Genomic DNA, 21,633 nt, shown 5'->3' with positions numbered 1-21,633 from the left:
GAAAAGAATAAGGTTGTGATGTACCTTATTTTTCGGTTGATTGGCGCTTTTGACGTGCATCAGCGGCATTTGCACGTGCGTTTGCTTCTAAGTCATTGTGGTCAGCGAGTTCGCGAGAGAACTCAACATCAATGCCATCCGTTGCTTTGCTTTGTTTGAAATTCTTTTTGTTCATTCGACACAATCTCCTTGCGTTTATGCGACGTTGCAAAGTTAGTTTGACACAAATAGACTTTTTTATACAAAGAGGAATTGGAAAGCAAGGAGCCGAAATATACAGTATAAGTAATAGAAATGGGGGATAGGAATGGAGTTTTTAAATGGGAAAACAGCTGTTGTAACAGGAGCTGCACAGGGAATTGGAAAAGAGATTGCAAGGGTTTATGCAAAACTAGGGGCGAAAGTATTAATTAGCGATGTAAATGAAGAGAATCTACAAAAAACGACACACGAGTTATCAGATGAAGGATATGAAGTGTGCTCATATCGATGTGATGTGAGTAATCAAAATGAAGCAAAGTCGTTAATTGAATATGCGGTTCAAAAATTTGGTACGTTACATATTTTGGTGAATAATGCTGGAATTACAAGAGACGCAATGTTACATAAAATGGAGAAGTCTGCCTGGGAACAAGTATTACAAGTGAATTTAACTGGAGTTTTTTATTGTATGCAACCCGCGCTTCTTTACATGAGACAACAAGGGTATGGACGCATTATTAATATATCTTCAATTAGTAGAGAAGGAAACATAGGTCAAGCAAATTATGCGGCTACAAAGGCAGGAGTTGTAGGATTAACGAAAACAGCAGCGAAAGAAGTTGGAAGTTTCGGTATTACTTGTAATGCGATTTGTCCGGGGTTTATGGATACAGATATGACCAAAACGATACCAGATAAAGTGAAAGAAAAGATGGTTGGCGCTATTCCAGTTGGTAGAATTGGAACGCCAGAAGATATTGCGAACGCAGCAGCCTTTTTAGCATCAGAATACGCATCTTATATTACAGGTGAAGTATTAAATGTGAGCGGAGGACTGCAAGTTTAAAGGAATACATAATGAAAAGAACCTGACCAGGTAGGTCAGGTTCTTTCTCATTAATTTAAGTTAAGCCAAACGCTCTTTACTTCTGTATAGTTATTTAATGCGTAAGATCCCATTTCACGGCCAAGACCAGATTGTTTAAATCCTCCAAATGGAGATGCTGCATCAAAGACGTTATAACAGTTTACCCATACTGTACCTGCACGTACTTTACTTGCAACATAGTGTGCTGTTTTAACATTTTCTGTCCACACACCAGCCGCTAAGCCGAATTGTGATTTATTTGCACGTTCAATTACTTCGTCAATATCGTTAAACGGTATTGCAGAAATAACTGGACCGAAAATTTCTTCTTTTGCGATCGTCATTTCATCATTTACGTCAGCGAATACTGTAGGAGAAACGAAGTAGCCTTGATCGAATGGATTACTTCCTCCGCAAAGTACTTCAGCGCCTTCTTCAATCCCTTTTTCAATGTAGCCCATTACACGTTTTTGTTGTTCTTCGGAAACGAGAGGGCCAATTGTTGTTTCAGGGTTAAGACCGACACCTTGATTTAGTTTTTTAGAATAGAGGACGAGATCAGCCATGACATTATCATACATTTTCTTCGGAACAAATAAGCGTGATCCAGCAGAGCATACTTGTCCTTGGTTAAACATAACACCAGAAAGTGCACCAGGAATCGCGCGAGATAAATCAGCATCTGGCAATATGATATTTGGTGATTTACCGCCTAATTCAAGTGTAACGCGTTTTAATGTTTCGGATGCTTGTCGCATAATTTGTTTACCGACAGGAGTAGAACCGGTAAATGCAATTTTGTCAACGAGTGGATGATTAACGAGAGCTTGTCCAGCCGATTCACCGAATCCAGGTACGATATTAATAACACCTTTCGGGAATCCAGCTTCTTCAATTAATTCAGCTAAGTATAGAGCAGATAGTGGAGTTTGTTCTGCAGGTTTTAAAACGATTGTACATCCTGTAGCAAGCGCTGCTCCCATTTTCCACATTGCCATAAGAAGCGGGAAGTTCCAAGGGATAATTTGACCAACGACACCAACAGCTTCATGGCGTGTATAGTTAAAGTAATCACCGGAAACAGGAATTGTTTGACCAACGATTTTCGTAGCCCAACCAGCGTAATAGCGCATATGCTCAATTGCAAGTGGTATGTCTGCTGCCATTGTTTCACGGATTGGCTTTCCGTTATCTAATGTTTCGAGCTGTGCAAGCTCTTCTTTATGTTCATCCATTAAATCAGCTAACTTGTACATGAGACGGCTTCGCTCAGCAGTGCTCATACGAGACCAAGGACCTTCGTCAAAAGCCATACGAGCTGCGACTACAGCTTTATGAATATCTTCGCGACCAGCTTCAGAAACGACGGCAAGTGTTTCACCAGTTGCTGGGTTAGGTGTTTTAAATGTTTTTCCGGAAGCGCTTTCAATGAAAGATCCATTCACATATAACTTTTTTGTACCTTGAAGAAACTTTTCTACCTTTTCATGAAGATTTACAGCTAGTTGACTCATTGTATAACCCCCTTGAAAATATAATGTAAACGCAGTACGAGACGGCGTTTATTCCGAAATCAAGGATGTGGAAACTAGATGGAAAGCCTCTAATTAAAATCATAATTAATAAATACTGAAAATTCAAATTTCATTTGTGTTACAATTGTAAAAAATATGTAATGTAAGAGAAGCTTCTATATGATTATAAAAAATCCTGCTTGTTTTTGCTTTCTAGTAGGAAAAACTAGAAGAACAATGGTACAATAATACATCGTGAGAGGAGGGGGAAAAATGAAAGATTATCATGATGATCCACGCTTTCGAATAGCCCATAGAGAAGCGTTAATTGGTCTTGGACTTGCTATTATTAATTTTATAATATGGTACGGATTTGCTTATGGGCTTGGTAGTAAAAATCCGAATGAATATACATATGTATTAGGTTTTCCCGCATGGTTTTTTTATAGCTGTATCGTTGGATTTATCGTTATGGTTATTTTACTTAGTTTAGTTGTTCGTTTTGTATTTCAAGATATTTCACTCGATGAGGAAGAAAAAAGTGAGGAATAATAGATGAATTGGTATGTAATCATTCCAATGATAATTTCGTTTATCGTTGTATTTTTAATTGGTGTATATGCTTCAAAACGTGTGCAAGCAACTGCTCATAATAAATTTTTACAAGAATATTTTCTTGGTGGGCGTGAGCTAGGCGGTTTATTATTAGCGATGACAATGATTGCTACGTACGGTAGTGCAAGTAGCTTTATTGGTGGCCCTGGTATTGCTTACAATATGGGGCTTGGATGGGTACTGTTATCTGCGATTCAAGTTGTAACAGGCTATATCGTTTTAACGGTTATCGGTAAAAAGTTTGCAATTATCGCTAGGAAGATGGAAGCAATTACTCTTATCGATTATTTAAAAGGGAGATACAATAATAAAGCAGTTGTTATACTTTCTGCGTTATGTATTATTATCTTTTTATTTTCAGCGACAGTAGCCCAGTGGGTCGGCGGGGGACGATTAATCGAGTCACTAACGGGTCTATCGTATACAACAGCACTATTTTTATTTACTTTTTCTGTACTTGTGTACGTATTAATTGGTGGATTTCGTGCAGTTGCTCTATCAGATACATTATTAGGAATCATTATGTTAGTTGGAACGACAATCATTTTAATTGCTACTGTCATTGCTGGTGGTGGAATTGAAAAGATTATGCAGGAACTTGTTCAAATTAATCCAAAGTTAATTACACCATTCGGAGCAGATGGCAGTTTAACGAAATCATATGTTACATCATTTTGGATTTTAATTGGAATTGGCGTTGTCGGCTTACCGCAAATTAGCGTGCGTGCCATGTCTTATAAAAATTCAAAAGCGATGCATCAAGCTTTAATAATTGGAACCGTTGTCGTTGGCACAATTATGATCGGTATGCATTTAACTGGTGTATTTGCAAGAGTAGTACTTCCAGGTATAACGGTACCAGATAAAGTAATGCCGCTACTTGCGATGGAAGTGTTACCTCCTTGGTTAGCTGGAGTTTTCTTAGCTGCACCGATGGCAGCGATTATGTCTACAGTAAACTCTTTATTATTACTTGTAAGCTCGTCAATTATTAAAGATATATACGTAAATTACATAAATAAAGATGCAGCAGACAGTACGATAAAAAAAGGAAGTTTATGGATTACTGGTATTGTAGGACTACTCGTTTATGCAGCGGCGATTAAACCCCCAGATTTTTTAATATGGCTAAATTTATTTTCTTTCGGTGGATTAGAAGCAGCATTCATTTGGCCAATCGTATTAGGGTTATATTGGAGGAAAGGAAATGCTACAGGAGCGCTTGCGTCTATTTTAGTTGGGGTAGGCTCATATATGTGTATTCATCTTTTCTATCCAAATCCGTTCGGTATACATACAGTTGTCTTCCCAATTTGTTTTGCGTTTATCGCTTATGTTATTGGAAGTATGAGTGCTGTAAAAAAAACAGTATAGGTTAGCTGAAAAAACGTAGTCCTTAGAAGACTGCGTTTTTTCATATGAATTTGTTCTTTTTTTATTCTGTATATCCACGGTTATTCATAAATTAATAACAACTGAGGGGATGGAGTTGAGGTCGATGAAAAAAGTGTTATTTTTAGGAGACCCAGGAATTGATGACTCTTTAGCAATTATGTATGGATTGTTGCATCCTGATATTGATATTGTTGGTGTAGTAACGGGATATGGAAATGTAACACAAGAAAAGGCGACAAGTAATGCCGCATATTTATTGCAAATGGCAGGACGGGAAGATATACCTGTTATTAATGGTGCGAAAATTCCTTTATCCGGAGATATTACGACGTATTATCCAGAAATTCATGGGACAGACGGTTTAGGGCCAATTAAACCTCCAAAAACTTTTTCACCAAATATAAAGCCTTTTTGTACATTTTTTGATCTTCTTGAAAAATATAAAGGAGAATTAATAATAGTCGATGCTGGTAGATCAACAACATTAGCGACAGCATTTATTTTAGAAAAGCCGATGATGAAGTATGTGAAAGAATATTATATAATGGGCGGTGCTTTCTTAATGCCTGGCAATGTAACACCAGTCGCAGAGGCGAATTTTCATGGTGATCCCATTGCGTCACAATTAGTTATGCAAAATGCCAAAAATGTGACATTAGTGCCACTTAACGTTACATCTGAAGCAATTATTACACCGGAAATGGTAAAATATATTACGAAACACTCTAAAACGAGTTTTAATAAGTTAATCGAGCCGATATTTACGTATTATTATAAAGCATATAAAAAGTTAAACCCGAAAATAACAGGTAGTCCAGTACATGACGTCGTTACAATGATGGTTGCGGCAAATCCATCCATTTTAGATTATGTATATCGTCGTGTCGATGTAGATACAGTTGGAATTGCAAAAGGAGAGAGTATTGCTGATTTTCGGCCTCAACCTGATGCAAAAGCATTAAAAAATTGGGTGCGAATTGGTTGGTCGTTACATTATAAAAAGTTTCTTGAGGATTTTGTGAAATTTATGACGTAGACATAATAGGAGCATACAAGTTAAAATAATGGAGATGGTTATTTAAATGACCATCTCCATTATTTTGTTTTTAAATGATAAATAGAGAAGAGTTACACAATAGGAGAGGAATTTTACTTGAAAAAAACTATAGTATGCGCAGTAATTGTGGGTATTTTTGTTTTGCTAATATCGGGTAACTTTTTAGTGAAAAAAGTGTGGAGTTCAAATAATGATGATGCACAGTATATTGCATCTTTTATTGAAGAACATAAAGATGAAAAAAATAGTGCGCTTCTAGTAAAGAGAAATGATAAAGTTGTTTATTCTGTAAACCCAAATGTTGTATTGCCAGTTGCTAGTACGATGAAATTAATTGTGGCGCTTGAATATACGAAACAAGTTACTGAAGGGAAAATTGATTCTTCTAGTTTCGTGTCGATTAATGATGTGAATCGTTATTATGTGCCGAATACAGATGGTGGTGCACAAGATAGATGGCAAAAGTATTTGGAGAAGACGGGCAAGATAACTGAAGGAGCGGTTTCTTTAGAAGAAGTGGCAAAAGGAATGGTTAAGTTTAGTTCGAATGCAAATGCTGAATACTTAATGGAATTGTTAGGATTAGATAACATCAATCGAAATTTACAAAGTTTATCACTTCCTGCACATCAACCACTATTTCCAATCGTTTCATCTTTGTATATCCCGGGATATTTGCATAAAGAATTACATGTTCCAAAATATAAAATAGAGAAAAAGTTAAAAGAAATGTCTCAAGAGCAATATCGTGAATATGCGATGATTATTCATGAACGCTTAAAGAAGAAGGGACCATTATTACAGAAGGAAATTCCGCTTTATTTAGAGGAACGTTACGACAAAATTTGGTCAGATAGATTACCAGCAGCTTCTGCAAATGATTATATGGTATTACTTCAAAAGGCAAACCATAAAGGTGGCTTGACAGAGGCTGAAGAAAAAGTGTGGGCAAATATCGTTGAAACAGACATGAGTGCCAAGAAATACCGTAAAACATTCAGACATGCGGGGCAAAAGAATGGTTACACACCATGGACGGTTACAAAAGCAGTTTACGCTATGGATAAACGTGGAAACTGTACGGAGATTGTGTTTTTGGCGAATAATTTAAATGAAGACGATAGTGCAGAAATACGGAAACATTTAGCAAACTTACATTTCCAAGTGTTGCAAAGTGATAAGTATGATGCGACTTTTATTAAATAAACTCGGTGCAGAGAGCACCGAGTTTATTTTTATGTACAAGCACTTTTTTTCTATCTCTGGGTATGATGGGTAGTAATACTTAGGTGAGAGGGGAAAAGGTGATGAAACAAAGTAAAGAAGAGTTTATAAAGAGTGAAGGCGCTGATTTCCCTGGGAAAACATATGTGGATTGTGTATTACAACATGTATTTCATTTTCAAAGAAATTACTTATTGAAAGATATGTTTCAAGTGCATAAAGCACATATTACGATGCTGACGGAAGAAAATTTAATGAAAAAGGAAGAAGCTAAAGTTATATTACACGCATTAAAAAAGGTAGAGGGAATTCCAGAAGAGCAATTGCTCTATACAGAGCCGCATGAAGATCTCTTTTTTTTAGTCGAACATTTAATTTCTCAAGAAGCGAAATGCGATTTTGTAAGTAATATGCATATTGGTAGAAGTAGAAATGATATGGGCGTAACGATGTATCGCATGAGTTTAAGGCGATATGTATTACGATTAATAGAACATCATTTGTTATTGCAAGAAAGTGTACTGCAACTTGCCGTTGATCATAAGGAAACGATCATGCCAGCTTATACACATACACAACCAGCACAGCCAACAACATTTGGTCATTATACGTTAGCAATTTATGATACGATGCAAAGAGATTTAGAACGAATGAAAAAAACGTACCAGCTTTTAAATCAGTCTCCAATGGGGGCAGCTGCACTCTCTACAACAAGTTTCCCGATTAAACGAGAACGAGTTGCTCATCTACTTGGATTTACAAATGTAATTGAGAACTCATATGATGCTGTTGCTGGAGCGGATTATTTATTAGAAGTTAGCTCGCTACTTATGGTAATGATGACGAATACGAGTAGATGGATTCATGACTTTTTGTTGTTAGCAACGAAAGAATATGACGGTATTACTGTTGCAAAGCCATATGTACAAATCAGTAGTATTATGCCGCAAAAACGAAATCCGGTTTCAATTGAACACGCTCGTGCAATTACGAGTAGTGCTTTAGGAGAAGCATTTACAGTATTTCAAATGATTCATAATACACCATTTGGTGATATTGTCGATACGGAAGATGACTTGCAGCCATATTTATATAAAGGGATTGAAAAGGCAATTCGTGTTTTTTGTATGATGAATGCAGTGATCCGAACGATGAAAGTAGAAGAAGAAACGTTAAAAAGTCGTTCCTATAAACATGCAATAACGATAACGGATTTCGCCGATGTTTTAACAAAAAACTATGAAATTCCATTTCGGCATGCTCATCATGCAGCAAGTGCTATTGCAAATATGTTATTGGAGCAGAAAAAAGAACTACATGAATTACACTTCAAAGAGGTAAATATGTACTTGCAAGAACATTTTAAAATAAATTTATTAGAAAAAGAGTGGAAAGAAATTATATCGCCAGAAGCTTTTATTCAAAAAAGAAATGTATACGGTGGACCGAGTAAAAAAGAAATGAATCGTATGATTAAAAATCGACAAGAGTCATTTCGTAAAGAAGAAGATGTATTTGAAAAGGAAAAACAGAGAATTTTACAAGCTGAAAATGCTTTGAATACATTAGCTTTGAATATTATTGAATCGTAAAAGAGGGATTTAATGAATTAATCGCCAATACTTAATTAAAATATAAATAGAGAGAAGAGATTGTCGATGATTCAATTACATGTATATGAAGAGATTTTTCATTTTAAAGAAGATGTTACACCATTTCTAGAAAAGAATGAGCAGGAAAACAATCTCATATTAGGTGTATTACAAATGGTCCAACAACCAACATTTATGGGGATAGCGAAACAAGGAGAAGAAATTGCGGTTGTATTTCTGCAAACAGAAGAGAAGAAACAAATCATTGTTGCAACTTCTGAAATTGCGGGAGTAACTATTGAGGAACTTGCAAAAGAATTAACGAAAGTATATCCGGATATTCCTGGATTGATCGGTAATAAGAAAATTGTACAGAAATTAGCGGAAGAGATTGCAGTATTAGAAAATAAAAAAACGCATGTTGCAATGGAGCAAGGTGTGTATGAGTTGAACAGAGTAAAGAAGAAGTGTAATGCGAATGGACTTTTTCGAGCGGTAAATAATGATGAATTACCATTAATAGAACAGTGGATATATCAATTTTGTGAAGACGTAAAGCTTCCTACTACGAAAGAAGAAGCAAAACAAACTGCGTATACATTAATAACTACAAATCGACTGTTTGGTTTGGAAGTGGATGGGAAACTCGTTTCTGTAGCTGCAAAAACGAGACCAACTAAAAATAATATAACAGTTAATTTTGTATATACGCCGAAAGAAGCAAGGAAAAAGGGATACGCATCTAAGTGTGTAGCAGCACTTAGTCAACGTATGTTAGATGAAGGGTACAAGACGACTACGTTATATACTGATTTAGCGAATCCGATATCGAATAAAATTTATCAAGAAATTGGTTATGAGAAAATTGCGGAGTCTGTGCTTATATTTTTAGAGAAGTAAAACAAAAAGGTGTGCTATTTTAGCACACCTTTTTGTTATTCATCAATTCTAATAATCTCGCCTTGAGGGAAGTCCTCAGTTTCTAGTAAGTTACGAATAGCTTTCGCAACATATTCAGGTGATAATAGTTTTCCTTCTTCTTTTAATGCAATGAAGCGGTCCAAGTTTATGAAATCTTCTTTATTTGTTTCACGAATTTGTGATTGCATATTAGTATCAACAACGCCAGGTGCAAAAGCGACGATTTTTACTGGATATTCTTTTTCTGCTTCTTCAGTTGCTACGCACTGTGTAAACATATTTACACCAGCTTTCGTTGTACAATAAGCGCCCCAGCCAAAGTAAGGATTTTTTCCTGCACCAGATGAAATGTTAATAACGCGTTTATCTACTTTCCAGTCTTTCGTATGTTTCATAAATGTAGATGTAAGAATCATAGGTGCAAGTAAATTAATGTGAACGTTCGTAATGAATTGTTCGCTTTCAGCTTTTTCGATTGGCTTCATAGGTGCAACTGTACCCGCATTATTAATTAAATGAATAGAGGATACATTGTCTTTTTTAATAAATGAGATGATTTCTTTAAAGTTAGTTTCTAAGTTATGTACATCTTGAAGATCTAGGGAATAAAAAATGCAATTGCTGTTATATTGTTCTGCAAGTTTCGTAAGCTCTTTATTTTCTCTTCTAGAAATAGAGATGACAGTTGTATTTTCTTCTAACAATTGCGTAGCGATTGCCTCACCTAAACCTTGTGAAGTTCCTGTTATGATAACGTAGCGCATAGTGTAGTAAACTCCTCTCCATATATGTGGAATTTTGTTGGACAACGTACATTACATAGTTTGTCTACATTTTATAGTATAGAGCACTTTTTACTATAAATGAAATGAGATGATTGTGTGCCTTTTATGAATCGCTTTACGACAACAGTAACTGGTGCCGTCACGTTCACTGGGAACACGTTAGGACTAAGTCCGACATCACCTGCACCAGGTAATAACTTTGGTACGATTGATGTATTCACAACGGTGAATACATCACTTCAAGTACCTGGATTCCCAGCAGGAACGACGAATGATTGGCCATTAAATTCTTCGAGTGCAATTTTAAACCTTCCAGCAGGGAGTAGCGTCTTATACGCAGAACTTGTGTGGGCTGGCACATACCGGACTGATACTGAGGATGTTACTGCGTTTTTAAATGATGATATCACCTTTACAACACCAGTGGGAACATTTTCTGTTGCACCAGACCCAGCAACTGCGCAGCAAGGTTCAGTAGGGAAGCAGTTTTATTATAGTCGCTCTGCTAATGTAACGAACCTTGTTAGTGCGGCTGGGGCTGGCACATATACAACAGGTGCTGTGCCAGCTGCAAGAACATCAGTTGATTCAACAATTAGTCGTTCAGTTGGCTGGACGCTTGAGGTAGTTTATCAAAATGCGAGTTTACCACTAAGGAATTTATCAGTGTATGCAGGACAAGAAATTATTGAGGCTTCATCACCACCAGTTGATGCTATTATTTCAGGTTTTGCAACACCGTCTACGGGAATTGTTACAGGAAGGGTACTCGTAACTGCCCAAGAAGGTGATTCTAACATTGTTGGAGATCAACTTCGCTTTGGACCGAATGCAAATGCTACAGTTGCATTATTCGGACCGAGAAACCCTGCAAATAATTTCTTTCAGTCACAAATTTGTAATGACAATGGAAATTTAGATACGAGCGGCACATTTGGAAATCTGAATCAGCCGTTAGGAATCGCTTTAGCGATCCGAAGACAAGGGTGGGATATTACGAATGTAGATGCCTCCTCATCTTTAGTAAACAATCAGACGTCAGCAACTGTTCGCTTCGTTACAAATGGAGATGGATACGCTGCAGCTGGTTTTGGTGTTCAAATTGATGCAACAGGTCCAATTATTAATCCTGTTAAATCGGTTAATAGAACAGTCGCAGGGGTAGGGGATACTCTCACTTATACGATTACGGTCCCGAATACAGGAACAGGGAGTGCAGAAAACGTTGTATTACGAGATAGTATTCCGAACGGAACGACGTTTATAGCAGGTAGTGTAACAGTAGGTGGAGTAACACAGCCGAATGCAAACCCTGCTAATGGAATTAATTTAGGCACAATCCCAAATAACACGCAAAGAGTTGTTACATTTCAAGTACGAATAACATCGTTTCCGAATCCAAATCCTATTCCCAATCGTGCAATGGTATCTTATCAATTCCGTCCTTTTGTAGGAAGTCCACTCGTTACAAGCACATCTACTTCAAATACAGTACAAACGACAGTGAATCAAGCGACGATAAGTATGCAAAAATCTGTAGATTTACAGACGGCAACGCTTAATGATGTATTAACGTACACAGTTACTGTCACAAATAATGGGAATGTTGCTGCGAACAATGTTATTTTTGTTGATAGTATACCTGCTGGAACAACATTTGTTCCAAATAGCGTTACAGTGAATGGAGTAGCGCGTCCAGGTGCAAATCCAGCAAGTAGTATTAATCTTGGAAGTATTAATGCTTCGCAAACGACTGTAGTACGCTTTCAAGTTCGAATAACATCTAATCCTCTTGTCAATCCAATTCCGAATCGTGCAAGTGCTACATTTACCTTTACTCCAGTGCCTGGTCAACAACCAGTTTCAGGGCAAGCGACAAGTAATACTGTAGTTACGACAATTAATATAGCTGATATAACAACGAGAAAAACAGTGGATAAAGCTTTTGCAACGGTTAACGATGTTCTTACGTACACGGTAACAATTCAAAATACAGGAAATGTACTTGCAACGAACGTTATTTTTCAAGATCCAATCCCAATTGGAACGACATTTATAGCAAATAGTGTGACTGTGGATGGGGTTTCACAACCTGGGGTAAATCCAGCGACTGGGTTTACAGTAGCAAATATATCTCCCGGCGGAAGTAGGACAGTGACTTTTCAAGTAAGAGTGACATCTACGCCGTCAGGAGGTACGATTCCGAATCGCGGAAATGTATCTGCTAATTTCGTCGTTATTCCGAATCAGCCACCGATAACGATTAATAGACAAACGAATACAGTTGTGACACAAGTTAATACAGGCGGTTTAAATGTAATAAAAGAAGTAAATACAACGCAAGCGGCGGTAGGGGATACTTTAACATACACAATTGCCGTCCAAAATACAGGGAACGTTCCGTTAACAAATGTATTTTTCCAAGACCCTATTTCTTCTGCTGTTTCATTTGTTGCAAATTCTGTAACAATTAATGGAGTACAGCAAAGTGGACTAAATCCGAATACAGGATTCTCTCTTCCGAATATTCCCGCGGCTCAAACGGTTGTAGTCACATTTGACGTAGTAATTGTACAGAATCCAGAAAATGAAGATATTTTAAATCAAGCAAATGTAACAGCAAGCTTTCAAGTGAATCCGAATGAACCACCAGTAACAATCAATGTTCCGAGTAATGTTGTGAATACGACAGTACAATCAGGAAATTTTGAAGTTGTGAAAGCAGTGAATACAGATGTTGCAACGGTAGGAGATGTTTTAGTATATACAATCGAAGTTATAAATGCAGGTAGTGTACCAGCTACAAATGTATTTTTCCAAGATTCAATTCCACAAGGGACATTATTTATTGAAAATAGTGTAGTTGTGAATGGTGTTTTACAAGAAGGGGCAGATCCAGAACTTGGATTCCCATTAAATAATTTGCCTACTGGTACCAGTGTTATTGTTACATTTGAAGTATTAATTGATGAAATTCCCCAAGGAAATAATGTTGTAAATAATGCGAATGTAACTGGAGATTTCCTTGTAAATCCAACAGAGCCACCGATTACTGTAACAGTACCAAGTAATACTGTTATGACGATTGTGAATTCTTCAGGGTTAAATGTAATGAAAAGTGTAAGTGCTACTGAAGCCGGTGTAGGAGATACGTTAACGTATACAGTTCGTATACAAAATAGTGGAACGGTGACAGCGACAAATGTATCATTCCTTGATCCGATTCCAGCTGGAACCACTTTTGTAGCGAATAGTGTAACGATAAATGGGACACCCCAACCAGGTTTAAACCCGACAATTGGATTTCCACTTGCTAATATTCCAGTAGGAGGTATGGTGACGGTCACTTTTCAAGTGACAATCACGAGTGTACCACCAAATAGAGTTCTTCCGAATAATGCGAATGTCACTGCTGATTTCCAAGTAAGTCCTCTCCAGCCACCAATTACAATTGTAACGATTAGTAATATTGTTGTGACGCGATTGAATGTAGGATCACTTAATGTAATGAAGAGTGTAAACACACCACAAGCTGGTGTAGGAGATACGTTAACGTATACGATTCTTATTCAAAATACAGGAACTGTTCCTGCAACGAATATTGTTTTTCAAGATCCAATTCCGTCGGGTACTGCCTTTGTAGCAAATAGTGTGACGATAAATGGAGTCGTACAGCAAGGCGCGGATCCTATGGCAGGATTCCCGGTACCAAATATTCCGGTCGGGCAAACGGCTACCATTACGTTTCAAGTTACAGTGACGGGTGTTCCGAGCGGTGGAAATATAAGAAACCAATCGAACGTTACTGCAAGTTTTCTTATAAATCCAGCAAACCCTCCAATAACGACTGTTACAAATAGTAATTTTGTAGTGACGCAAGTAAACACAGCACAGTTAAATATACAAAAATCTTCATCTGTACAACAAGCAGCACTTGGAGAAACTTACACGTATTCTGTTGTCATTCGAAATAACGGTACAGTAACAGCAACGAATGTCTCTTTCCTTGATCCAGTTTCTCCAGAAACAACATTTGTAGCAAATAGTGTAACGATAAATGGAACTCCACAACCTGGATTTGACCCAAATGTTGGTTTCCCGCTTCCTAATATTGCAGCTGGAACAGCATTGACAGTAACGTTCCAAGTTACGGTAGTTGCACCGTCTACACGTGGAGCAGTATTAAATACAGCATCTGCTACAGCCACTTTCTTATTAAATCCTTTACAACCACCTGTAACAACAACGAATTCAAGTAATACAACGGTAGTTACAATACCGTTACCTCCTCCTGGTGAAGTAACAGCAACAAAAACAGTTGATGTTGCAACTGGGGCTGTTGGGGATGTATTAACGTATACCGTGCTCATTTCAAACGTAGGAATTATCCCTGTTACAGATGTGTTCTTCCAAGATGTCATACCAGAAGGAACGACGTTTGTTGACAATAGTGTAACGATAGGTGGAGTGCAGCAACTTGGTTTAAATCCAGAAATAGGATTTACAGTTACGCCATTATTAATCGCTGGTGGAAGTATTGAGGTCACATTCCAAGTGACGATTACAGAAATTCCAGATAATGAAGTCATATTAAATGATGCAGACGTTACATTTACTTCACAACCAAATCCGCAGGAACCACCGATTACGGAAACGATATTAACGAATTTAGTCGTTACGACAATTAATATAGCGTTTATTTTTCCAGTGAAAATAGTAGATAAGGAAGTAGCGACTGTAGGAGAAATATTAACGTATGATGTATTGATTTTTAATTTCGGAACAGTGCCAGCGACGAATGTTCAATTTATCGATACTACTTCCGCCGGTGTAGCATTCGTACCAGGAAGCGTGAGTATAAACGGGGTACCAGCACCAGGATTAGATCCTTTCATTGGTTTTACAGTTCCAGATATACCTGTAGATGATTTTGTACTCGTCACATATCAGGAAGTGGTTACGAGCATACCAGAAGGTGGAACGATTGTTAACTTTGTAGATGTTACAGCTACGTTTGCTGTAAGTGAAACAGAGCCGCCTATTACGGAAACGACGACAAGTAACACGACATTAACAGAAATAAATGAATCTGGTTTGAATGTTTTAAAATCAGTAAGTCAGCCGGTTGTTGCAGTAGGCGATACAATCACATATACAACAGTAGTTCAAAATACGGGAACAGTGATAGCGACGAATGTTCAATATAGTGATGTATTACCATCCTCTATAACATTCGTACCGAATAGTGTAACGATAAACGGTGCGTTACAGCCTGGATTAGACCCTAACACTGGCTTCTCACTTCCGGATATAATTCCAGGTGAAAGTGTAGAAGTCACATTCCAAGTAACAGTTGTTAGCGTTCCGTCAAACGGAACAATTGCCAATACGGCAAATGTTACCGGAAGCTTTATTTTAGTACCAGGAGAACCACCAGTTATAGTAAATCAGCCAAGTAATACAACACTCACAACTGTAAATAGAGGACGCTTTAATGTTATTAAACAAGTAAATAGAGCCGCTACTCTAGTTGGAGATGTATTGACGTATACAGTGCAAATAACGAATACAGGAACAGTAACAGCTAACAATGTTCAGTTTATTGATACGGTTTCAACCGGTGCGTCATTTGTACCAAATAGTGTAACGATAAATGGAGCTCCGCAACCAAACTTAAATCCGATTACTGGATTTGGAGTTGGAGATATCCCAGTTGGTGAAACAGTTACAGTGACGTTTCAAGCGACAGTTACAAACATCCCGTCATCAGGAACAATTACGAACGTTGCAAATATAACAGGAAGCTTTACTTTAGTGCCAGGAGAGCCACCGGTTGTAGTAACAGAGCCGAGTAATACGACGATAACTAGAGTGAATAGAGGACGATTCAGCGTTATAAAATCTGTAAATAAAGAAGCGACACGATTAGGAGATACGTTAACGTATAGTGTGCAAGTTACAAATACGGGAACGGTAACAGCGACGAACGTTCAGTTTAGCGATGTTCCATCACCTAGTTTAGAATTCGTTCCTGGAAGTGTACAAATAAATGGGATTCCGCAAGTAGGTTTAGATCCATTTGTAGGCTTTGCATTGCCTAATCTTGCAGTAGGGGATAGCGTATTAATTACATTTGAAGTAAATGTAACCGCAGTTCCGCCTTCTAGTAGCATTATGAATACAGCAAGAGTAACGGGTGATTTTGAATTAATTCCAGGAGAACCTCCGTTTACAATTACGAATTCAAGTAATACGACAGTCACACCAGTAAATAGAGGTAGTTTAGATATGCAAAAAGAAGTAGATCATTCAATTGTTGGAGTAGGAGAAACAGTAAAGTATACGGTTCGAATATTAAATACTGGTACTGCTGATGCGATGAATATTCAATTTATCGATGTCCTATCTCCGGAAGCTGTTTTTGTACCAAATAGTGTAACTGTAAATGGAGTAGCTCGTCCGGGAGTAAATCCGCAGGTTGGATTTACGATTGTAGACATTCCAGTCGGTGAGACGGCGATTGTAACATATGAAGCTACGATTACAAGTTTTCCAGATGGTGGTACAGTAGTGAACGTTGCTGGGGCGTTAGCAGAATATATTTTAGTACCAGGGGAGCCTCCAGTTACAGTGATGGATACGAGCAATACAGTTATAGTGACGGTAAATACTGCAATCTTATTTGTTGCAAAAGGAGCAAACTTTGAAGTAGCGATGGTAGGAGATGTTGTCACTTATGGAATTGCCGTTATAAATGACAGTACAGTTCCTGTGACGAATATTGTTTTAACAGATATCATTGATCCGAATACTTTATTTATAAATGGCACGGTAACGGTAAATGATGTACCTCTTCCATTTGCTAATCCGAATACCGGTATTCCGTTAGGTGATTTTCAGCCAAATGACGCAGCAATTATTAATTTCCAAGTTGTAATAACAGGAGGACAAATAAATAATTTAGTTACAAATACTGCTATAGCAAATGGGCTCGCAACTGTAAATCCGAATGAGTCGCCAGTAGTAGTTGAAGGTGATAGCAATACAGTTGTTATCCCGTTTATTTCTCAAAATGTCTCAACGACAGTCGTAAAAACGGCAAATTTACAGGCAGCAACAATTGGCGATGTTATTACGTTTACGACAGTTATTACAAATACGGGGGATACAGCAATACAAAATATTCGTTTTCAAGATATGTTAGATAGTAGTGTTCAATTTGTCGTTGGAACTGTAACGATTGATAATACGCCAGTGCCAAATGTAAACCCAGTATCAGGTTTTATTATAGGAAATCTAAATCCAGGTGAAGCACGGACAGTTTCGTTCCAAGTAGTAGTGCAGAGCGCGCCAAATGGTTCAGGAAATTATATAAATCAAGCGAGTATTCGTTTCGAACATCAAGTAGGCACAGTATTGCCACCTGTTACACAAATGGTAGAAAGTAACATAGTTGTCATTCCATTTGTTCCAACGATAGAACAAATTTGTGAAACGAATCTTAATTGCTTAGGGAAAATTCCTTTTCAATGTTCTCCGTGTAATCATTTGCAAATAAATAAAAAATAAATACAGAAAGAGCATCCGGAAAAAAGGATGCTCTTTCTGTATTTATCATGTAGATTCTTTTTCGGGTGAGGTGAAAAATTCGTCGATTTTGTCGGAGAGTAGTAATGGAATGGCTCCTTTTATAACAGAAATGTCCCAGTCCCACCATGCGAGATTCTCTAGTTTGTCAATCGTTTCTTGCGGGAAACGATATCGAACAAATTTTGCAGGATTACCAGCTACAATTGCATACGGGGGTACATCTTTTGTAACAATGCTCCTGGCGCCGATAATGGCCCCGTTACCAATTGTAACACCAGATAAAATGCAGGATTGATAACCAATCCATACATCATTGCCGACTACGATATCACCTTTTGAAGAAGGGTGACCAGTAATATGTGCTCCTTCATCAAAAAGTGCATTAAATGGATAAGTTGTTATCCAGTCTGCGCGATGTTCACCGCCAAGTATGAAAACGACTTCTTCTGCTAATGAACAAAACTTACCTATTTTTAATTTTGTTTCATCGTTCCAAGAAAAAATGGTTGGCCCTACTTTACTATAAGTATAATCACCAATATCATATTTATTATATTCAGGTTTTTGATTTAAATATAACATGCTTCTTCAGCCTTCTTTCTCAATTAAGTGATACGTATGGAATATTATATGCAAGATGTAGTAATGTGAACTGTATTAATAGGTGAAATGAACAAAAGGAAGTGGGATGTATGCGATACGAAATGGGTCTATATAATAAACCGTTTCAGTCAATTCAATCAGGAAAAAAAGTATATGAAGTACGCCTATACGATGAAAAACGTCAACTAATAAACAAAGGCGATGAAATCGTATTTACGAATCTTACGACAACAGAAATGATGACGGTAAAAGTAACGGAAATAAAGCGATACGAGAGCTTTAAAGCCATGTATGAACAAATCGATAAAAAATTATTGGATTGTGAAAATGATAGTTTAGAGGAAATGTTAGAAAGTACATACAAAATATATACGAAAGAACAAGAAAAAGAGTGGGGAACAGTTGCGATTCGTATTGAGGTAATAAAATGATAAGAAATCGCGGAGCGGCTATCATTGTACAGGAAGGAAAAATCGCTCTTATAAAACGTATTCGAGAAGAGGAAACATATTATGTGTTTCCTGGCGGAGGGATTGAGGAAGGTGAAACGCCTGAAGAGGCAACGAAAAGAGAGGTATACGAAGAATTAGGGGTACATATAAAAGTGGAGCACCTTATTGCAAAGGTAAAATATAAAGGAAATGAATATTATTATGCTGCCTATATTACAGGCGGAGTGTTCGGAAGCGGAACAGCTGAGGAATTTCAGCTGGAAGGTAGGGGAAATTATATTCCGTTATGGCTACCGATAAACGAGTTGGAAAAAGTGAATATAAAACCTTATGAAGTGGTCAGAAATATATTTAATCATTATAAAATATAACGTCTGACAACATACAAAAAAAACCATTGACATAGTCTTCTGATTTAAGTATTGTATTCGAGTATGTTTATAATCAGGAGGTTTATATGAGCAATCAAACTACTACACATCATGTGAAAATGACAACAGCGGATCCATCTGGAATTGGTCTATTTGGATTAGCGATGGTAACACTTGTAGCATCATCTCAAAAGTTAGGCTTAACAGATGGCGTTTCACTTGTATTACCGTGGGCAATCTTTTTAGGAGGATTTGCACAAATCTTTGCTTGCATTCATGATGCAAAGCATAACAATACATTCGGTACAACAGCATTCGGTGCGTACGGTCTATTTTGGCTAGGTGTTGGAATGACTTGGTTAATTCAACTTGGAGTATTTGGCGAAAAATTAGCACAAGCTGCAGATTCAAAACAGCTTGGTGTAGCCTTTATCGGATATTTGATTTTCACAATCTTTATGACAATTGGTGCAATGGAAACACATAAAGTATTATTTATGATTTTCGTCCTTATTGATTTCTTATTTATCGGTCTTTCATTAAGTACTTTAGGTGTTATGCCGCATGCAATGCATAATTTAGCAGCATATTCTGAACTTCTTATTTCGTTATTATCTTTCTACGGTTCAGCAGCAGCAGTGTTAAATACACACTTCGGAAAAGTTGTTTTACCAGTAGGAAAGCCTTTTGGTATTTTTAAAAAATAATAAAAAAGCACAGATGATTGTATAGTCATCTGTGCTTTTTTATTTATTCCGCTCTTTGTGGGCTGTCTGAAAAAGCCTGATTGGTGAGGACTCATTAAACTTTCACTTTATCCCGCTATTTGCCGGGCAGTAAGACCCCCCGCCTCAAAATTCAGCGGAAACAAAGAAGTTAGGTGGGGGATGAATACCCTCACTGATTAAAGTTTCACTTTATTTGAAATAAGTAATGTGAAATGTAAATAAAAGTAGAAAAAATTAATTGAAATTGATTCTCATTATTAATATAATGAGAATGAGAATCATTTATCGTTAGAGGGGGATGACAAAGTGGCAAAAATTTTAATAGCCTATGCAAGTATGTCAGGAAATACAGAGAGTATTGCTGATTTAATTAAAGTTAGTTTAGATGCTTTTGATCATGAAGTAGTATTGCAAGAAATGGAAGGCATGGATGCTGAAGAATTATTAGCTTATGATGGAATCATTTTAGGATCTTATACGTGGGGCGATGGTGAATTACCATTTGAAGCGGAAGATTTTCATGATGACTTAGAAAATATAGATTTAGCTGGGAAAAAGGTAGCGGTATTCGGATCGGGTGATACGGCGTATGAACTGTTTTGTGAAGCGGTAACGATATTTGAAGAACGTCTTGTGGAACGCGGTGCAGAGCTTGTACAAGAAGGGCTGAAAATTGAATTAGCTCCAGAAGATGAAGAGGATGTTGAAAAATGCAGTAATTTTGCAATTGCATTTGCTGAGAAGTTCTAAGAATGGGAGTGTCAACGTGGAGACAATGTTAAGTGCAACTGCTATTACAAAGTTAAGAGATGGAAAACTGTTGTTAGCTACTACATATAATGGCTTATTTGTTGAACAAGACGGAGAATGGAAACGAATTTTAAATGGTTTTCAAAAACGAATTAGGGATTTACATAGCGAAGATAATGTAGTTTATGGTGTAGGTGACGAAGGGATTTTTATTCGCAGTATGAATGGTGGAGAGAACTGGACAATTCAGCGTTTTCCAACAAAAGCAACGAGTTGGAATGTATGTAGCACTGTACAAGGAACTGTTGTTGCTCATGGAGAAAAAACGCTGTATCTTTCTCATAATTTCGGTTTGACATGGGAAACTATTCATCCGTTTCTTGAGTATGGCAGTGCGGCACCGTCTATTCGATCATTATTTTTATATAAACATTACTTATTTATTGGTACGAAAATACATGCTAAATATGGTGGTGTTTGGCTCTTTGATTTGAAGACACGTAAATTAAAGAGGATTAAAATTGCGATGAATCAAATGATCTCCGCGTTGACTTTACACAATTCTTATTTAGTAGCGGCAAGTGGATCGTGCAAGGGAGTTAGCGGGAATATTTCTTATTGTAAAATAGATGAAAGTATTGCAAGTGAAAAAATATATTGGCATACATGTCAAAGTGAGCAGAAAGCAAGTAGTTATTTAGACTTAAGTGTAGATCAACATGTTTTATATACAACTTCAACGCAAAATAAGGCGGGGATTAGTAGTGTGTGCCGTGTGCTTCTTGAAGAAGGTATTGTTACAGTATGTGATTCAGTTAAAGGGCACGGATGGCGCATTGTTAATCAAAAAGATGGTTATGTAGTAGCCGGATCAGGTGAATTAAAAGCAATGCAGTGGGAACAAAAAATAATTTAAGAAAAAAACTTTACTTTTATTATATTGATATGATATAGTATATTTAAACCA

General features: G+C 37.2%; 17 protein-coding genes. 13 read left to right on the top strand and 4 right to left on the bottom strand.

From position 1 onward, the window contains the following. Nucleotides 1–25: 25 nt before the first annotated feature. Nucleotides 26–175: a YfhD family protein gene (locus GBN91_RS12880; protein WP_001035815.1), complete on the bottom strand. Its 150-nt coding sequence runs from the start codon at nt 173–175 to the stop codon at nt 26–28. Nucleotides 176–307: 132 nt separating this feature from the next. Here GBN91_RS12880 and fabG point away from each other — a divergent pair, with 132 nt between their 5' ends. Continuing rightward, nucleotides 308–1,048, top strand: coding sequence for a 3-oxoacyl-ACP reductase FabG (gene fabG / locus GBN91_RS12875; RefSeq protein WP_025708953.1), 741 nt, complete (start codon nt 308–310; stop codon nt 1,046–1,048). Nucleotides 1,049–1,098: 50 nt separating this feature from the next. Here the strand turns inward: fabG and dhaS are convergent, their stop codons facing one another. After that, the gene (gene dhaS, locus GBN91_RS12870) at nt 1,099–2,583 is read right to left on the bottom strand and encodes an aldehyde dehydrogenase DhaS (RefSeq protein ID WP_000080274.1); all 1,485 of its coding nucleotides are present in this window, start codon (nt 2,581–2,583) and stop codon (nt 1,099–1,101) included. A 273-nt stretch (nt 2,584–2,856) separates the two neighbouring features. On the opposite strand from dhaS, the gene GBN91_RS12865 reads away from it, so the two are divergent. From GBN91_RS12865 to GBN91_RS12840, 6 genes are all read left to right on the top strand, one after another. Continuing rightward, nucleotides 2,857–3,135, top strand: a complete 279-nt coding sequence (locus GBN91_RS12865; protein ID WP_000656239.1) for a YhdT family protein — start codon at nt 2,857–2,859, stop codon at nt 3,133–3,135. 3 nt (nt 3,136–3,138) lie between these two features. Further along, complete coding sequence (panF, locus tag GBN91_RS12860; RefSeq protein ID WP_001104812.1) at nt 3,139–4,572, top strand: sodium/pantothenate symporter; 1,434 nt, start codon at nt 3,139–3,141, stop codon at nt 4,570–4,572. Between the two features lie 124 nt (nt 4,573–4,696). Continuing rightward, complete coding sequence (locus GBN91_RS12855) at nt 4,697–5,629, top strand: nucleoside hydrolase (protein WP_000756457.1); 933 nt, start codon at nt 4,697–4,699, stop codon at nt 5,627–5,629. A 117-nt stretch (nt 5,630–5,746) separates the two neighbouring features. Further along, the gene (locus GBN91_RS12850) at nt 5,747–6,856 is read left to right on the top strand and encodes a serine hydrolase (protein ID WP_000751366.1); all 1,110 of its coding nucleotides are present in this window, start codon (nt 5,747–5,749) and stop codon (nt 6,854–6,856) included. 101 nt (nt 6,857–6,957) lie between these two features. Next, entirely contained in the window at nt 6,958–8,466 is a 1,509-nt protein-coding gene (gene argH / locus GBN91_RS12845) for an argininosuccinate lyase (RefSeq protein WP_152121591.1), read from the top strand. A gap of 66 nt (nt 8,467–8,532) precedes the next feature. Then, nucleotides 8,533–9,366: a GNAT family N-acetyltransferase gene (locus GBN91_RS12840; protein ID WP_000615382.1), complete on the top strand. Its 834-nt coding sequence runs from the start codon at nt 8,533–8,535 to the stop codon at nt 9,364–9,366. 35 nt (nt 9,367–9,401) lie between these two features. Here GBN91_RS12840 and GBN91_RS12835 read toward each other — a convergent pair whose 3' ends face one another. After that, complete coding sequence (locus GBN91_RS12835; protein WP_152121590.1) at nt 9,402–10,151, bottom strand: (S)-benzoin forming benzil reductase; 750 nt, start codon at nt 10,149–10,151, stop codon at nt 9,402–9,404. A gap of 117 nt (nt 10,152–10,268) precedes the next feature. Here GBN91_RS12835 and GBN91_RS12830 point away from each other — a divergent pair, with 117 nt between their 5' ends. Next, the gene (locus GBN91_RS12830) at nt 10,269–17,741 is read left to right on the top strand and encodes a DUF7507 domain-containing protein (RefSeq protein ID WP_152121589.1); all 7,473 of its coding nucleotides are present in this window, start codon (nt 10,269–10,271) and stop codon (nt 17,739–17,741) included. Nucleotides 17,742–17,786: 45 nt separating this feature from the next. Here the strand turns inward: GBN91_RS12830 and GBN91_RS12825 are convergent, their stop codons facing one another. After that, entirely contained in the window at nt 17,787–18,344 is a 558-nt protein-coding gene (locus GBN91_RS12825; RefSeq protein ID WP_000966305.1) for a CatB-related O-acetyltransferase, read from the bottom strand. 110 nt (nt 18,345–18,454) lie between these two features. Between GBN91_RS12825 and GBN91_RS12820 the strand changes: the two genes are divergently transcribed. The 5 genes from GBN91_RS12820 to GBN91_RS12800 all read left to right on the top strand — a co-directional run bounded on the left by GBN91_RS12820 (nt 18,455) and on the right by GBN91_RS12800 (nt 21,582). Continuing rightward, nucleotides 18,455–18,796, top strand: a complete 342-nt coding sequence (locus tag GBN91_RS12820; RefSeq protein WP_098536457.1) for an ASCH domain-containing protein — start codon at nt 18,455–18,457, stop codon at nt 18,794–18,796. Further along, complete coding sequence (locus GBN91_RS12815; protein WP_152121588.1) at nt 18,793–19,188, top strand: NUDIX hydrolase; 396 nt, start codon at nt 18,793–18,795, stop codon at nt 19,186–19,188. Before GBN91_RS12820 ends, GBN91_RS12815 begins: the two co-directional genes overlap by 4 nt. An 86-nt stretch (nt 19,189–19,274) precedes the next feature. Beyond that, nucleotides 19,275–19,895 carry an acetate uptake transporter gene (locus tag GBN91_RS12810; RefSeq protein WP_000070938.1) on the top strand — a complete coding sequence of 207 codons (621 nt, stop codon included), beginning with the start codon at nt 19,275–19,277 and terminating at the stop codon, nt 19,893–19,895. 327 nt (nt 19,896–20,222) lie between these two features. Beyond that, a complete protein-coding gene (locus tag GBN91_RS12805; RefSeq protein ID WP_001062752.1) occupies nt 20,223–20,666 on the top strand; it encodes a flavodoxin in 444 nt (147 codons plus the stop codon). 16 nt (nt 20,667–20,682) lie between these two features. Next, nucleotides 20,683–21,582: a WD40/YVTN/BNR-like repeat-containing protein gene (locus GBN91_RS12800; RefSeq protein WP_006922620.1), complete on the top strand. Its 900-nt coding sequence runs from the start codon at nt 20,683–20,685 to the stop codon at nt 21,580–21,582. Nucleotides 21,583–21,633 lie beyond the last annotated feature (51 nt).

This window comes from Bacillus sp. B1-WWTP-T-0.5-Post-4, from assembly GCF_009183795.1.
GTDB classification, from domain to species: domain Bacteria; phylum Bacillota; class Bacilli; order Bacillales; family Bacillaceae_G; genus Bacillus_A; species Bacillus_A cereus.
The sequence above is the reverse complement of the archived record's forward strand: the minus strand, read 5'-3'. Positions and strand labels throughout refer to the sequence as shown.